Source organism: Plantactinospora sp. DSM 117369, assembly GCF_053764795.1.
This window is the reverse complement of record NZ_CM132446.1, coordinates 2,622,167-2,636,844: the sequence shown is the minus strand read 5'-3', so window position 1 is coordinate 2,636,844 and position 14,678 is coordinate 2,622,167. Positions and strand designations below refer to the sequence as shown.

Sequence of the window (14,678 nt, the reverse complement as noted above, 5' to 3'; positions counted from 1 at the left end):
CATCGCAACGATCCAGCACGCGTACCAGATCGAACGTCCACTCGTCGGCAGATCCGCTCGGGTGGTCGCTACGTTCCCGAGGCCAGGTAGGCGGCGAGGATGTAGTTGGGGTGGCGGTCGAGGTTCTTGCGGGCGCGGTCGTAGCGCATGGTGGTGCGCGGGTCGGCGTGGCGGGCGGCGATCTGTACGTCGCGCAGGCTGACGCCGGCATCGAGCATCGTGGTGACAAACGTGTGCCGCAGCGTGTGTGGGTGCATCCTCGGCATCCGGATCCCGGCGCTGGCGGCCAGGTGCTTGAGTCGGCGGGTCGCGGCGTGCCGGTCCATCCTGGCGCCGAGGAGGTTGCGCGGGATCGGACCGTCAAGGCGGCCCGTCGACCGCGCGGTCGACGGGCCTGGCCACCGCAGGCGGTAGCGGGACGAGGACGACTTTGCCGCCCTTGCCTCGCACCCGCAGGACGCGGTGGCCGTGCTCCTCTCCGATGTCGCTGATGTTCGAGCCGCAGGCTTCGAAGATTCGCAGCCCGAGCAGGCCGAGCATGGCGACCAACGCGAAGTCGTTCGGGTTGTCGGACTGTCGTGCGGTGGTGATCAGCGCCTCGAATTGCAGATGTCCCAGCCCGAGGGTGGGTGATTCGGGTGGAACCACCGGTCTGCGGACGTAGTCGGCCGGCGAGTGCGGCAGGATATCGTCGATGACGCAGACGCGGTAGAAGCCGATCACCACCGACAGGCGACGGGACACGGTCGAGGGCTGGAAGCGTCGTACGTCTTGGCAGCCAGCACACGTACCGCTCGATGTCGACGCGCGCGGCCGACAGTGGAGCCAAATCTTGGTCGGCGCACCAGGTCAGGAAGACTCGTAGGTCGGAGTCGGTGTGCGACCGGGTGTCGCCTCGGTACCGACCGAGGTAGGCGGACACCGACCACGGAGAACGCGGCAATCAGGAGAGACAGCAACGAGATCTGAAGCGGGAGAGGTAGTCATACCTCACGGTGCGTCACCGTCACAACCAGTGCCAGCACCCGCCAGGCGGCGGAAGCGTGCACCTGACCTTGGCCGTCGTGCGGCTGGTCGTGGATGGGGATCTGGCACTCGGCGGTTGCCTTCTTCCGGATCAGACCCCGAACGGGCAATGTCCCCGGCAGCATCGATGGGGTGGCGCCGACGAGAGTGCGTGGGACGAGCAGTTCCTGGCCGCGCTGTCAGCCCATGGTTCAACGAGTCGGAGGGCCAGCTCAACTGATCGGGCTGCTGGATAGCGCAACATCTCGGCGAGGAACCAGCAGCGAACATCAGCCCGGCCGGCAATCTGACGCTGCGTCACACCTCGCAGCAGCCGCACCTGCGTTTGGACCGCGATCGACAGGCAGGTCACGAGAGCCGGAATTGTCGTTCGCATGCGGCATCATCGCGGTGTGATCGAGATCAGTGAGCCGGGTGGAGAGCAGGACGTCCGGCGGGTCATGGCGGAGCTCCGTACTACCGGCGAGCTGACGTTGGATCGTGTGCCTTGGGCCAGGTTCAGCCACGCGTACGGGCCGGCCGACGACGTGCCGGCGATGCTGCAGGTGTTGTACGCCCCGGACCCCGCTGCCGCCCGTCAGGGCCTCGTCGATCTCTGGAACAAGGTGCGGCATCAGGGCAACAGCGACACCGCGCTCGCGTTAGCGGTACCGTTTCTGCTCCGTATCGCCGCCAATCCTGGGACGCACGGCCGCGGTCGGGTGCTGAAGTTGGCGGCCGAGGCCGGCCATCGCAACCACTTCGGGACCGACCTGCGGACGGATCTGTTCCAGGTGGCCGATGACCCGGACGATCTGATGATCGACGGATACGGGCGCCCGGTCGTATGGGCCCAACAGGCGGCGCGGGAGGCGGTCACGGCCGACGCGGCGCTGTTGATCCGACTGCTGGACGACCCTGACCCGCTGGTGCGGGCGAACACGGCGTACGCGCTCGCCGGAGCACTGTGGCCACCGCCTGAGGTACCGGCCGCACTGCGGGCGCGGCTCGCGGCCGAGACGTCCCAAACCGTACGGATCAGTCTGGTGTTGGCTCTCGCGCAGTTGGCGGTGGAGCACGGCGACCCGGACGTGGTCACGTGGACCAGTGAGCTGTGGACCGACGGGGCCAACACGCCCGACGTGCGATTCGCCGCAGCGCTGAGCTGGCTGTGCGCAACCGCACAGCCGGTGCCGGATCGAATGCTGGACCTGTTCGCCGAGGTGGTCGGGCCGGATCTAGCGGGTTGGATGCAGGATGTTCCGTGGCCCGATCGCATCGCCGAACCCGGCGGGGTCGTGGCGTGGCTGGTCGCCTTCCTGGATGAGGCACCGCCCGTCCAGGATCGGCTGATTACGCGGCTGAATGGTCCAACAGCCTGAGCCAACTGGCGCACCCCCACGCGCCAAGGCTTGGTCGGTGAGCACGGTCGACCCCCTCAACTCGGCACGACCGAACGCCGCATGTCGGCCGAACTCTGCCGCGCTGCGTGACCTGCCCGTGGCTGGCTGCCGCGCACGCTCTGCGGCAAATCCGCGCACTTGATGACGTCACCCGGCGGGTTCGATACGCAGGACGGCGACGGTATCGCCGATCTCGACGACCTCCAAGCTCATGACGTCGTTGATGGTCGCGATGGTTCCCACCCCGCAGCTCATCCTGACACCGCCGCCGCCCTGCGACGACACACCGCCGCCACCGGAACAGCCCGAAACGCTGTAGCCCGACCCGGTCAGCGGCGCGACCATCTCGACCGCGGCGGCGCTGATCGCCGTAACCTCGATCGGCCCGAGGCCGAACCTTTCCGGCACGGCCACGACGTCGCCCACGGCGACCTCGATCTGGCACGTCCCGTCAGCGCACGGCGCAGTCGGTGAAGGCGACGGTGTGGCCGCCTGGATGGGAGTCGGCGTGCCGTCGGACGCCGATGACTCGGAGCCGGACCCATCCGAAGAATCCGCCGAACACGACATGAGGGCAGCGAACACGACAGCGACAACAACGGCGACGACTGCGGTGGACGACATCCTCCGCATCACGGTAGCCATGGAACCCCAGGCTACCCGGAGGACCGAGTGCGCGGTCATCGGCAGATCCGGACGTCGACCGACACTGAAGGCCGGCCACGGAACGTGACGACTCCGGCTGACGGTGGCGTCGCGTGGTTCGGCGGCGGCCAGAGATAGCCAGAGCGCGCGCCTCGCGCCTGCAGGATTGGTTCGTGTTCCGGAAGTAGGTTGTGGACGTGGCCAGCCATGATCGTCAGGTGTTCCGCTACCGGCTGGACTTCGGTGGCGGTGAGCGCGAGGTCCTGTCGTTGCTGGAGGCTGACTGGGTGGTCCGGCACGGACTGAATCCGGAGGCGGTGATGGCGGTCGCCCGTGAGGGCGCCGACTCGCACAGGCTGCTGGTGGCCGATGTTCGGGAGAACGGCGCGTTCCTTCGCCTGCTGTCGAGAGTCATCTTCGAGAACATCGGCCGGTGCGACGGCGTTCGGCGCCAAGCGGCGGTGCAGGGCACCGGCCACGTTTACCTGCTCGATGGACGGATAGGCGATCCGAGCGGGCGGGTGCCGCCCGATGACATCATCGGTGAGGTCGAGGTCCGTGACGGACAGCCCGTGGCAGGGTCGTATCGCCACAACCCGCGACACCGACTACTTACGGCAGCTGGATGGTTCGGCCTACCCGAGGTCATCGAAGCGGCGCTGCAGCACCGGCTACGCGCCAGGAGCACTGACGAGCGCATCTGACCGCCAGGACGCCGTCGCAGGCAACAGACGGGCTGCACGAAACCCCCGCCAGGTAGAAGATGTTGACGGGGATGCGCTACCCGAGGCTGGTCACGCTGTGTAGGCGCTCGGAATGCGGCATGAGCGGATGTCGGCAGGGCTTGGCCCAGGTTCGTCCGTCAGTCTCGGGCCCGCTGGAACACCAGTTGGCGCCGGTGGTTTAGCGCTCCGACCAGCAACGACGCGAAGGCCGCAGGTCGACCCGGAGCCGATACGTGCAGGTCAGAGCGGTTGAGCGCCGGTCGACGCCGGTGGGAGCGCAGACCTGCTCCCAATCTGCTCCCCCAACAACGTCTTCAGGAGTGACATCAGTCGGGCCAAATCAGTGCAGCCGTCCCGCCGCCCCGTGTACCGCGGATCCGCCTGCGAACGACGCCGGCGCGCCGCGCCAATTCCGGCCCGGGCCGTCACGCAGACCGCGTTGCCAGTGCCCTGATCGAACGACCTCGAGCACCCAACTACGGGCTTGTCCATCGGGATGACGACAGCCGGGTCATACACGGCCGACGACGACTCAACGGAGTAATCAACGAGTACCACCGGGCAGCCTGAAGCGATCTACAAGGCACCAGGTCACTGCCGTTCAACGAGTTTTGGCACGGTACAGCCTGCTGGCCGGGCTCTGTCCGACCTGCCAGCACACACCCCACAGCCGGATCTCCGAACGGTCCGGGCACGCGCCGCCGACCCGCTGCACGCTGGGACCTCCCGCCACGGCAAGCCCTGCCCGTTGGGCGCAGTTGTGTCAAGGAACACCGACCAACGCTCTGACCGGCAACAATGCGAGGGCCCCAAGTCGGCGCGACGCCAATACATGCAGGTCGCGGCAGCCATGGGCCGTTCGATGCGGTTGGGAGCACAGCCCTGCTCCCGATCCGCTCCCCCATCAACCCGCTCCACGACCCCAGAACTCCCCGGACTTGTCCGCCCGCCGCTGCCGTCACCGGACGGCCCACTACCCGGCAGGCACCGGTGAGCGGTCGTCGATCTGGACCGCCCGAAGTACCCGGCGCGCGCCGGGCCGGTCGAAATCCGACCGGATCGACGCCGAACGCGCCACCCTCGCCCGTCATGCACGGTCAAGGTGTGCCGTGCCAAAAGCTGGCTCGGAACGATCCTTGTCGGACGCATCAGCGGGGCGCCGTCGAGCATCTGTAGGAAGCGGACCGATTCCTCGGTTCGCGAATCTTCCTAACCCACTCGCTGTACCGGTCGTCAAAGAGCCAGGGAGGCACTTATGACCAAGCGATCATCCCTCCGGAACCGAGCTACGATCTGCGGGGTTGTCACCGCGCTCGCCACGTCGCTCGCACTGCTCGGCGCCGCTCCCGCACGAGCCGACGGCGGTGCCGATGAGAGCCGGCGAGCGCCGGCTCCGGTGGCGGCGGCCGACGCCTGCACGGTCACCAACATCTCCACCGACATCCTTTACGTCCACGCTCAGCCAAGCACCAGCAGCGCCGCGTGGGGCTACCTCTGGCCCGGACCGGGTAGCGGTTCGTCGGCGCCCTGCTACGGCGGCTTCTTCCAGGGCGCCGTAGGCACCCCGCACACCCTCTGCGGTGGTGGTGACTTCTACGCCGCGGTCTACTTCTTCGGCGTACTGGGCTGGGTCCCCTACAGCTGCATCAGCGTCAGCTGACCGCTGCTCTCGCACACCCGGTGTGCCCGCCGTTGGTGGGCACACCGGGACGTTCCAGGAAAGTGTCCTGTACCGGCTTGCCTGTTTGTTGCTGTAAGGATGCCACCGCGGCGCTGTTGCGTTCGTGGTTCGACGGGCGCGGTGAGCCGGGTTGGCAGCTCAGGTCAGATGGCCTGGGTCAGCGCGGTGAACGCAAGCGGCGACCCGCCTGATCGGTGGAGTGTCGGTGGCGAGTTCGTAGTGTCCTCGGCGGAGGTTCTGGACGAAGGCGTGGCCGGCGATGATCACTTGGGCTGTCCGGCCGGTACGGAGTCCGCGCATCGGTTTCAGCCGGCACTCGAGCTGGCTGCGATCGGCCTCGATCGGATTGTTGGCGTACCGCTCGACGTGATGCCACGCGGACGGAACCTGTTCGTCGCGCATGCCGGGGTAGACGGCGCCCAAACCAGGGAATTCGCAGCGAGACGCCGTCGGGGCACAGTTCGCCCTCGCCCGGATAACCGCAGTGTAAAGTCCGGACACGCTCGCTCGGCACCGTCCGGACTTACCTTGCGGGTCGCTGCCAGTGAACCTTTTTCAACCTGAACCGCGCGGCGCTCGCGCACCGCGTCTGACCTTGCGGTCCACCGCACCGCAAGGGGAGGTTGAAAAAGATTCAGTGTCTTGATCATCTGCAACCTTCAACCGGACGAGACAGGACTGCTTCGGGACCAGCTGATCACGAGAGAGCAGACGTTTGCCGCCATTCGGCGCATTCCCCGAGTTGACATCGGGGCAGGTCGCTCAGACGCTTGCCCGCGGTTTGTTCCTGTCGCGCCGCCCAGGGACCGTGGGTAGGGCGCGGGACGCTTGCCCGATCGCCCCATCCGACCACCGGGCCGGGTGTGGGCGACAGCGCGGATCGCGGCGAGAGAGTCGCTTTTGATCTTAAATGGCTGGTGGCAGGGATGGCTGGCGACCGCAGGACGCGACCGCGTGAGCTCGGGTCAGCCGGGCCAGGCCGGGGCGCCGTCGACGAACGGCCAGGTGATTCGTTCGGCCCGCAGATCCTCGACCAGGTTCCGGACGTAGGTCAACTCGGCTGCCACGACCTGGCGCTGGTACTCGGACTCGATAGCGAACAGCCTGGGCAGGAACCTGGCGACCTGGGCGATCTCCGCGTCGAGGATGGTTAGTCGCTCCTCAAGCCGGGCGACGCGGTTGGTCAGTGCGGCGATAGCGTCCGGCGGGGCGAGGTTCGGTAGGAACGACAGCGCAGCCGGGAACTCCGGGTACTCCGGCGCCGGTGTCGACAGCATGGTGCGCAGCCACTCGCCCAGCGTCGTCCGCCCAGCGTCGGTGATCCGGTACGTGATGCGTTCCGGTCGGTTCTCGGCGCGCTCGGTCGATGCGATCTCCGCGAGACCGTCGCGGACCAGCCGCTGGATGGTCTGGTAAACGCTGTTGCGCTGACTCACGTTGACCACGTCGTCTTTGCGACGTTCCTTGATCAGTTGCTGCATCCGGTACGCGTGCATCGGCTCCTCGACGAGCATCGACAGCAGAGCCAGTGCGAGGACGGAGCGGCGCGGTGCGGACATCCGTTGAGCGTAGCCGTTGACACGACTCTAGTCATAAAATGTATAGTCATGCCATGACTACTGTGTTGACACCCCGTACTGATGTCCTCGACCGACCCGTCCGATCAGCTCAGTGGCTCGCACTCGGCACCGTGGCCGGGCCGGTTCTGTTCACGCTCGCCTGGCTCGTCCTCGGCTTCGCGAGCACCGGCTACACCCTGTTCGACCACCGGTTCACCGACTACTCCCCGATCAGCCAACCCATCAGCGGGCTGGGCATGGGCGCCACCGCCCCGTACCTGAACACTGCCTTCGTCGTCACCGGCCTGATACTGATCGCCGGCCTCGTCGGCGTCTTCCGCACTGCCCGAACCGCAGGACGGCCGACACTGCGCCGCACCGTCTTCGTGCTGCTCGCTTGCACTGGTGCGGGTCAGGTGGTGTGCGGCGTCTTCAACCTCGAAGCAGTCATGCCCCACATGCTGGGCTTCCTCCTCGCGCTAGGCACCCCGATCGTCAGCTTCCCGCTCGCCGGTCTCTACTTCCGTCGCATCCCCGACTGGCGACGGTTCGGCACCCTGCTGCTCCTCGGCGGCCCGCTCACCCTGGTGTTACTCGTCGCGTTCTTCATGACGTTCCAGGCCACCGCCGACGGCGCCGAACACGGGATCGCCGGCCTCGTCCAGCGAGCCGGCGTGGTCGAAGTCCATGCGTGGTTCGCCGCGATGGGATGGCTGGCGTACCGGCGCCGGCAATAGGCAGCATCCCGGAAGGTGGATGCCACGTCCCGACGGGTGCAGCGCCGCGTTCCGCCACACGCTCCTGGCAATCGGAGCACAGTTCGGCGCGCGGCGCCCACGCTGGCGAGTTGAACATTCCGTCGGATCACGACGAGGACGCACGACCAACCCGGACCATCACCGACCGGCGACACATCCCCCGAGAACGTCCTGCCACCGCCAACGTCGCGAGCCCGTTACGGATGATCGTCGATAGTCGTGATCGAATCGACGCATCCCCACATCGGCACGACCGGGCATCGCGGCACACCTGGTAGCCCGTCACGGTCCGTGACGCCCGCCCGGGGGGCTATTAGATGGGTGCGTACATATGGGTGTTGTCCGGTGGTCTCAGGAGGAGGCTCCACAGACCTGTCCTCCGGGCCCGGGGTCGCTGTCGGGACTTCATGCCTGGAGCCCCCTGATCAGGGTGTCGATGGCCTGGTCGGCGAGACGGGCGATGGTATCGGGGTCCACCGCTTGCAGCGGACCGTTGGTCGCCATGATCGCGAACCCGTGGGTTGTCGACCAGCAGCTCCATTCGGCGTTGACACGACGTTCCGGGCTTATCAGGCGGGCTTCGAGCATGGCGTCGAGGGCGTTGAGGAGAAGTTCGTGGGGAGACGGTGGCGCGTCGGTCGAGGTGTCCGTCTCCGCGTCGGGAGGTGGCTCCTGGGATTCGCAGGTGAGTGCGAACCAGCCGGGTTCGGACCGGGCGAAATGGATGTAACCGAGGGCGAAGGCGCGCAGGTGCGCCAGTGACCGTTCGGTGAGATCGGCTCCGCTGGGCGTAGCGTTCATTCGGTCGAGGATCGCGCGGGAGAGGCGACGCCGGGCCTCCTGTGCGACGGTGAGGACGAGCGCCCGCAGATTGGTGAAGTGGCGGTAGGCGGCGTTGGGTGACACACCCACCACGCGGGCGAGTTCGCGGATACCGAGGGCGCTGGAGCCCTTGCCTCGGGCCATCTCCATCCCGGCCTCGACCAGGGCGGCTCGGAGGTCCCCGTGGTGGTACCGATCCACGCCTTGACCACCTCTCCACGCATGTGTACGTTGTGAACATCTCGGATGTGTACAGCGTACACATGCATCGCCACGACACGCCATACCAGCAACGGCTCGAGTGGGAGTGAAGATGGACCAGAAAGACATTCTCCTCGCGGTGGAAACCGAACGACTGCGACTCTGCGCCTTCCTCGAACAACTCGATCCTGCCGACTGGCTCGTGCCGTCGCTGTGCCAGGGCTGGACCGTACACGACCTGGTCGCCCACCTGACGATCCCGACCAGGGCGACGATGCCCGACGTGATCATCGGCGCGATCCGGGCGCGGGGCAACTTCCACCGGATGACCGCCCGGCAGGCGCGGGACAGGGCGGCCAGATTCACTCCCGACGAACTGATCGCCCAGCTACGCGAAACTGCCGGATCGGACCGCCGGATGCCCGGAAGCGGCCCGATGGATCCACTGGTCGATGTGTTGGTTCACGGCCAGGACATCGCACGACCGCTCCGGCGGCCCCTTCCCATGCCCGTCACACTCGCCGTCGCGGCCCTCGACTATGTGCTGGACAACCGGTTCACCGGCGCACCCAAACGGGTCGCCGACCTGCGGCTCGTCGCCTCCGATGCGGATTGGGCAACCGAGACCGGGACAGCCGAGGTGCGAGGACCGGTAGCAGACTTGCTCCTCGCGGCGATGGGGAGGCCGGACGGCCTGTCGACCCTGTCGGGATCCGGCATCGACCGGCTCACCGAACGGCTCCGGGATGGGTCCGCACCCGGGACATCCCGAGGGGGGCGATGAACGGAGCCGATCCCGAGCGCTGGTCAGCCATCGCAGCGGACTGGGCCCACCTGTGGGGAGAGTTGGCCGAGCCGGTCTGGAACGTGATGGTCGACTCAACCAGCATCGGTCCAGGTGCGTGAGCCCGTCGGTGGTCATCGTAAGGCGGCCGGACTTCGGATGCCCGGGACGGGACTCCAGGTCGAGAAGTACCTCTGACACAGCGGCCTCCCGTCCGGCGAACTGACTGGACCACGATATGTGAGGCGGTCCACGGGAGGAGCCGGCCACATTCCGCCAGCATGCGTTCCCGGAGGCCGCCTATCGCGGCAGGCGCGGGGCGGGGAATCACCCGTGTGGCGTACCGCGATTCCCGCCGCCGGGCCTCACGGCGCTCGACGCCAGGGTGCCCATCCGGGCCGTGGGTGTGTGCCGTGGGTGTGTAGCGAGCGGGCGGTTCCGCGGGTCGGGGTGCCGCCTCGACCGTCATTGAACCTTTTTCAACCTGGACCGCGCGGCGCTCACGCACCGCGTCCGACCTTGCGGTCCGCCGGGCCGCAAGGGGAGGTTGAAAATGGTTCATCGGTCGGGGCGGCGCGGCGGGTTCGGGTCATACCGGTGCGGTGGACACGCCTTCGGCGTTCCGCCACAGGCCGACCGCGAGCCAGGTGATCGTGATCGCGAGGAGCAGCAGTCCGAGCTGAAGCGCGACCTCGGGTACGGCGGCGCGCAGTGCCACCGGGACGGCACCGACCGCATACAGCGCCAGTGCTGGCCGGGCCGGGCCGGGAATCCGCCACAGCGCTGCGACGAATGTCCACGTGCCGACGAGGAACAGGACAGAGGCCACGGTCAGGGCGACGCCGAGTGGGCCGGCCCGCAGGTCGGCGATCGTCGCGTCTGGCAGTTGCGCGAAGACGAGGTTGATGACGAACTCGACGCCGACCAGGGCGGCGAGAGCGACGAAGTTCAGTGCGAATCCGATGGTGCCAAACGGGCCGCTCGATCGTCCGTACGCGATGAAGAGTGCGGTGATCAGCACCAGCGCGAAAACCTGGGCCAGCGGGGCGATCAGCTGGGTGGCGTCCGTGATGGGAATGACTCCGGCGCGTTTGGCGGTGTTCACGAGCAGGATGGCGGCGCTCGTCAGCCCAGCGGCGGAGGCGAGCCGGTATAGCCGTGCAGTGAGCATGTGCTTCCTCCATAACAGGTGTTATGAATAACGGCTGTTATGCTCGCGCCTGGCGGGTGGAAGCACAAGACACGAATCGGCAACGGACCCCAAAGGGCGGAGCGGCGGCAGATGACCAGGCAGCGGGCCGACAACCCACCGGACGAGCCGAGCGTGCGCGATCGGCTGATCGCTGGAGCACGGGACGTCCTGCAGAGCACGGGCATCACCGACCTGACCGTGCGGAAGGTCGCGACCGCCGCGGGTCGTTCGACCATGTGCGTCTACACGAAGTTCGGAAACCGGCGCGGGATGATCGAGGCCGTGTACGAGGCCCTGGTCGAGGATCTCGTCGCCGAGGTGACGCCCCCCACTGGACGTCGACCCACTGCCCTGGTCGAGGACTGGGCACTGGCGCTACGCGACTGGTCGATGCGCTATCACGAGCCGTACCGGCTGGTGTTCGATTATCCGCTCGACCAGTTCGAGATCTCCGACGACGTACGCATCGACGCGATCGACCGGGTCGTCGCGGCGCCTGCCGAACAGGTCGGCCCGGAACGGGCCCGGCGCATCCTGGCCACCTGCCACGGCCTTTTCACGCTCGAACGCGCGTACGGGACGCGCAAGCCGGCCTGGAGCGGGTCGTCGTCGTGGCAGACCTACTACCAATCGACTCTGCTGGATCTCCTCAAGACGTAGCGCCACGGCTGGCCGCCGCCGGTGGACACCCGCCGCCACGCCGTCGCTGCTCGGCCTCGATCTCGTCCGCGAGTGCGGATCGCTCGGCCTGCTGTCGACCGAAAAGTTCAGCGCTGTAGGCACTCCACGCGGCATCTTGGTCTGCCGTCATCTCGGCTCCGTCAACTTCGGACTCGACATCTGGATGGGTGTCGAGGAATCCCGCGAACAGCAAACCCATCTCCCTGCTGTGCCGGCGGTTGAGCGCGACGCGTCGCGGGTCCATGGTCCTCACGTCTCCGATAGATTTTCGCAGAGCGCCAGCTGGTCGAATACGACCAAGGCTATGCGCCTGGGGTCGTCCGGCGGGTGCACCCGCAAGGTGTGATGTGGGTTTGGTTCATCGTCAAGGATGACAACCGTTCGGATCCCCGCCGGTAGGCCGGCGGGCCAATCGATTTCATCGGTGGGTTCCTCGACGAGAACCTGGGCGAGCTTGCCTCGCAGACCCGTCTGGTCGTAGCGCAGCGGCGTGAGGCCCTGGCCCTCGCTCATGTGCTGAGCCCTTCTTCGTCTTCGGGACCTCGCATGGCGGCAAGGTACCGACCGTCCGGATCGTGCACCAGATCCCGGCGCCGCACCACCACCGGCACCGCTAAGCGCCTGCCCAGACAGCACGTGCCAAGTGTCGTTCCGGGTTCAGTCGCTTCTATTACACAACGGCAGACTGTTGAACGGGTGACCCTGTACCGCGCGGTCCCTACTGACCGGGAGACCCTCAACACCTCGCCGGCATACCGCCCGAGACTGTCAACCAGGACGGGTGGAGGTGGGCCACGCACCATCAGGTTCAGGTGGCCCAGTTCTGCCGGGTCCTCCAGTGACGGCACCGTATAACGTAGTTCCGGTGGGCGTAGGCATGATCCGGCTCGGCATCGACTTTGGCACGTCGAACACGGTCGCGGTGCTCTCCAACGCCGGCCGCGAGCCCCGGCCGCTACTGTTCGACGGCTCGCCCCTGCTGCCCTCGGCGGTCTGCGCGGACCAGTCCGGCCGGCTGCTGGTCGGTCGGGACGCCCAACACACCGGCCTAGCCCACCCCGAATGGTTCGAACCGCACCCGAAGCGCTGCATCGACGACCGCATCGTCCTGCTCGGCGAAACGGAAGTACCGGTCGAGCGCCTGATCGCCGCCGTACTGGAACGGGTCACCGACGAGGCCAGCCGCACCGCCGACGCGCCGATCAACGAGGCGGTGCTCACCTACCCGGCCGCCTGGGGCAACCAACGCCGGGCCACCCTGCTCGCCGCCGCCGAGACCGTACTGCCCGGAGTCCGGCTGATGGTCGAGCCGATCGCCGCCGCCAACCGGCTGATCGCGGTGGCCGGTGATCGGATCGCGGTCGGCACCTGCGCCCTGGTCTACGACTTCGGCGGAGGCACCTTCGACGCCACCGTGCTCCGCCGCACCACCCACGGCTTTGACGTCCTCGCCACCGAGGGCCGCCCCGACTCTGGCGGACTTGACATCGACGCCGCCATCCTCAACCACCTCGGCACGGTGCTCTCCGCTCGGGCCCCGGAGGCCTGGGCCAAGCTGGTCGAACCGTCCACTCTGTCCGACCGGCGGGCCAGGCGCCAGCTGTGGGACAACGTCCGCGCCGGCAAGGAGATGCTCGCCCGGACCAGCAGCACCCTGATCCACGTACCGCTGCTCGACATCGAACTCCCGCTCGGCCGCGAGGAACTCGACCGACTCGCCGCACCCGTACTCGACCGCACCATCGAAACCGCCCGCAGCGCCCTGCGTACCGCCGGCATCGACGCCAGCGACCTCAGCGCGGTCTTCCTGGCCGGCGGCTCCACCCGCATGCCCGCCGTGACCACCACGCTGCACCGCGCTTTCGACCTCGCTCCCACCAGCGTCGACCAGCCCGAACTCGTCGTCGCCGAAGGCGGCCTGCTCACCACGGCGCAGCCTGCCGCCGACGAGGATCCGACCCCCCAGGTCTCGGACGGCGCCCCGGTCACCCTGGCCCTGGCCGGCGAGCCAACCCTCCCGGTAGCCGACCAGCAGCCGCTGGCCACGCAGATCCCGCCCTCCCGGCGATCCCGGGTACGCGGACCGGCGATGGTCGGCGCGGCCCTCGTACTCGTCATCCTGGCCGCCTTCGCCGGCTTCAGCCTGCTCGACGGCGGCCCCGGCCGCACCCCGGCCGGCGCCGGCCCGACCCCGACAAGCTCCCCGACCAACCCGGCCGCCACCCCCACCCCGACCCTGCCGCCCGGCATCGATCCCTGCGTCCTCGGCTCCTGGACGGCAACGTCGCAGCAGCGGGACCTCAAGATCGACGGTCATCCGGTGCAGTTCGTCAGCCGCGGCGGACAGAAGAAGACCTATCGGGCGGACGGCACCTTGACCATCACCTTCGATGGCCGGATCGTCGGCGCGGCCGTATACAAGGGCGAACGCTGGGAGGAGCACACCTCCGGCGGCGGCACCCTGAGCTACCGGACCACCGACGACGGTTTCCTGCTCTACAGCAACCCGAAGGTGAAGGGGAACTGGAAGTTCACCCGCAACGGCAGGTACACCAACGGTGGAAAGATATCGATGAGTATCGAACCGGAGCGCTACACCTGCACCGGCGACACGATGATCCAGGTCTCCAGCTTCTACTCGATCGAGCTGCGCCGGGACAAGCCACAACCGGCGGCCAGCCCCACCTAGCCAGGTGCACCGCCTCCAGCACCTTGAGCTGGGTCAGGCTCCGCATGGATCAAGTTTGTCTATGAGATCTGGGCAGATTCGGCATTAGACGTCGTGACATTGGGCTGACAGCATCGTTTCATCGCGAATTCCGCGCACCACTATTATCCCCGGTTACCCTTCAAAGAATCAAAGGCTGCCCGTTGCTCAAGCAGCACAGCCGTCATCGATCGAAGGGCATTAATGCGAATATCAAGCACCTGACACTCTCTCTCGCAAGAGCCAGGTAGATCACAAAGGATCAAGATCCGGTTCGATAGCCGGCATGTCCGCCACTGGGTCCGACAAAAGTTCTCGTATCAACACGAAAACGTCCCTAACATTTTCGCAGATATGTGCGCGAACGGATCTGCCTTCCGACCGCGGTCTTGCCGGTTACCGCATCACCGTTGTCCTGCCGTGTTTCGATATACAAACATAGCCGTCGGGATTTCTGGGCGAAGGATCCATGAGGCGTACCCTCAGCAACATCGTAGCTACGCCCATAACCCCAA

At 67.1% G+C, this 14,678-nt stretch carries 15 protein-coding genes; 7 read left to right on the top strand and 8 right to left on the bottom strand.

The genetic code is table 11. The annotated features are described in order from the left end of the window. Positions 1-68 precede the first annotated feature (68 nt). Together ACSMXO_RS11855 and ACSMXO_RS11850 are read right to left on the bottom strand one after the other, a co-directional pair. Entirely contained in the window at positions 69-326 is a 258-nt protein-coding gene (locus ACSMXO_RS11855) for a tyrosine-type recombinase/integrase (RefSeq protein ID WP_455417733.1), read from the bottom strand. Between the two features lie 34 nt (positions 327-360). Then, the gene (locus ACSMXO_RS11850; RefSeq protein ID WP_455417732.1) at positions 361-744 is read right to left on the bottom strand and encodes a hypothetical protein; all 384 of its coding nucleotides are present in this window, start codon (positions 742-744) and stop codon (positions 361-363) included. A gap of 674 nt (positions 745-1,418) precedes the next feature. Between ACSMXO_RS11850 and ACSMXO_RS11845 the strand changes: the two genes are divergently transcribed. Further along, on the top strand, positions 1,419-2,387 hold the full coding sequence (locus tag ACSMXO_RS11845) for a hypothetical protein (protein WP_455417731.1): 969 nt from the start codon (positions 1,419-1,421) through the stop codon (positions 2,385-2,387). Between the two features lie 168 nt (positions 2,388-2,555). Here the strand turns inward: ACSMXO_RS11845 and ACSMXO_RS11840 are convergent, their stop codons facing one another. Continuing rightward, a complete protein-coding gene (locus ACSMXO_RS11840) occupies positions 2,556-2,834 on the bottom strand; it encodes a hypothetical protein (RefSeq protein WP_455417730.1) in 279 nt (92 codons plus the stop codon). 416 nt (positions 2,835-3,250) lie between these two features. Here ACSMXO_RS11840 and ACSMXO_RS11835 point away from each other — a divergent pair, with 416 nt between their 5' ends. Next, positions 3,251-3,757: a hypothetical protein gene (locus tag ACSMXO_RS11835; protein ID WP_455417729.1), complete on the top strand. Its 507-nt coding sequence runs from the start codon at positions 3,251-3,253 to the stop codon at positions 3,755-3,757. Between the two features lie 1,276 nt (positions 3,758-5,033). Continuing rightward, on the top strand, positions 5,034-5,438 hold the full coding sequence (locus tag ACSMXO_RS11830; protein WP_455417728.1) for a hypothetical protein: 405 nt from the start codon (positions 5,034-5,036) through the stop codon (positions 5,436-5,438). Between the two features lie 159 nt (positions 5,439-5,597). On the opposite strand, the gene ACSMXO_RS11825 is transcribed toward ACSMXO_RS11830, so the two are convergent. Both ACSMXO_RS11825 and ACSMXO_RS11820 read right to left on the bottom strand, forming a co-directional pair. After that, positions 5,598-5,861: a DDE-type integrase/transposase/recombinase gene (locus tag ACSMXO_RS11825; protein ID WP_455417727.1), complete on the bottom strand. Its 264-nt coding sequence runs from the start codon at positions 5,859-5,861 to the stop codon at positions 5,598-5,600. 563 nt (positions 5,862-6,424) lie between these two features. Continuing rightward, on the bottom strand, positions 6,425-7,018 hold the full coding sequence (locus ACSMXO_RS11820; protein WP_346262849.1) for a PadR family transcriptional regulator: 594 nt from the start codon (positions 7,016-7,018) through the stop codon (positions 6,425-6,427). A 53-nt stretch (positions 7,019-7,071) separates the two neighbouring features. On the opposite strand from ACSMXO_RS11820, the gene ACSMXO_RS11815 reads away from it, so the two are divergent. Further along, the gene (locus ACSMXO_RS11815; RefSeq protein WP_346262850.1) at positions 7,072-7,755 is read left to right on the top strand and encodes a DUF998 domain-containing protein; all 684 of its coding nucleotides are present in this window, start codon (positions 7,072-7,074) and stop codon (positions 7,753-7,755) included. A 426-nt stretch (positions 7,756-8,181) separates the two neighbouring features. On the opposite strand, the gene ACSMXO_RS11810 is transcribed toward ACSMXO_RS11815, so the two are convergent. Beyond that, positions 8,182-8,799: a TetR/AcrR family transcriptional regulator gene (locus ACSMXO_RS11810; RefSeq protein ID WP_455417726.1), complete on the bottom strand. Its 618-nt coding sequence runs from the start codon at positions 8,797-8,799 to the stop codon at positions 8,182-8,184. A gap of 112 nt (positions 8,800-8,911) precedes the next feature. Between ACSMXO_RS11810 and ACSMXO_RS11805 the strand changes: the two genes are divergently transcribed. Next, a complete protein-coding gene (locus ACSMXO_RS11805) occupies positions 8,912-9,583 on the top strand; it encodes a maleylpyruvate isomerase family mycothiol-dependent enzyme (protein ID WP_455417725.1) in 672 nt (223 codons plus the stop codon). 589 nt (positions 9,584-10,172) lie between these two features. Here ACSMXO_RS11805 and ACSMXO_RS11800 read toward each other — a convergent pair. After that, a complete protein-coding gene (locus tag ACSMXO_RS11800) occupies positions 10,173-10,754 on the bottom strand; it encodes a hypothetical protein (protein WP_455417724.1) in 582 nt (193 codons plus the stop codon). A gap of 111 nt (positions 10,755-10,865) precedes the next feature. Between ACSMXO_RS11800 and ACSMXO_RS11795 the strand changes: the two genes are divergently transcribed. Then, positions 10,866-11,435, top strand: a complete 570-nt coding sequence (locus tag ACSMXO_RS11795; RefSeq protein ID WP_455417723.1) for a TetR/AcrR family transcriptional regulator — start codon at positions 10,866-10,868, stop codon at positions 11,433-11,435. Positions 11,436-11,705: 270 nt separating this feature from the next. Here ACSMXO_RS11795 and ACSMXO_RS11790 read toward each other — a convergent pair whose 3' ends face one another. Further along, positions 11,706-11,969, bottom strand: coding sequence for a DUF7161 family protein (locus tag ACSMXO_RS11790; protein WP_455417722.1), 264 nt, complete (start codon positions 11,967-11,969; stop codon positions 11,706-11,708). Positions 11,970-12,321: 352 nt separating this feature from the next. Between ACSMXO_RS11790 and ACSMXO_RS11785 the strand changes: the two genes are divergently transcribed. Then, positions 12,322-14,145 (top strand): Hsp70 family protein, encoded by a 1,824-nt coding sequence (locus ACSMXO_RS11785; protein ID WP_455417721.1) that lies wholly within the window; start codon positions 12,322-12,324, stop codon positions 14,143-14,145. The last annotated feature ends 533 nt before the right edge of the window (positions 14,146-14,678 follow it).

Coding starts and splice junctions, on each gene's coding strand:
- ACSMXO_RS11855 (WP_455417733.1), bottom strand. CDS start 326: ATGGACCGGCACGCCGCGACCCGCCGACTCAAGCACCTGGCCGCCAGC.
- ACSMXO_RS11830 (WP_455417728.1), top strand. CDS start 5,034: ATGACCAAGCGATCATCCCTCCGGAACCGAGCTACGATCTGCGGGGTT.
- ACSMXO_RS11825 (WP_455417727.1), bottom strand. CDS start 5,861: ATGCGCGACGAACAGGTTCCGTCCGCGTGGCATCACGTCGAGCGGTAC.
- ACSMXO_RS11820 (WP_346262849.1), bottom strand. CDS start 7,018: ATGTCCGCACCGCGCCGCTCCGTCCTCGCACTGGCTCTGCTGTCGATG.
- ACSMXO_RS11815 (WP_346262850.1), top strand. CDS start 7,072: ATGACTACTGTGTTGACACCCCGTACTGATGTCCTCGACCGACCCGTC.
- ACSMXO_RS11805 (WP_455417725.1), top strand. CDS start 8,912: ATGGACCAGAAAGACATTCTCCTCGCGGTGGAAACCGAACGACTGCGA.
- ACSMXO_RS11800 (WP_455417724.1), bottom strand. CDS start 10,754: ATGCTCACTGCACGGCTATACCGGCTCGCCTCCGCCGCTGGGCTGACG.
- ACSMXO_RS11795 (WP_455417723.1), top strand. CDS start 10,866: ATGACCAGGCAGCGGGCCGACAACCCACCGGACGAGCCGAGCGTGCGC.
- ACSMXO_RS11790 (WP_455417722.1), bottom strand. CDS start 11,969: ATGAGCGAGGGCCAGGGCCTCACGCCGCTGCGCTACGACCAGACGGGT.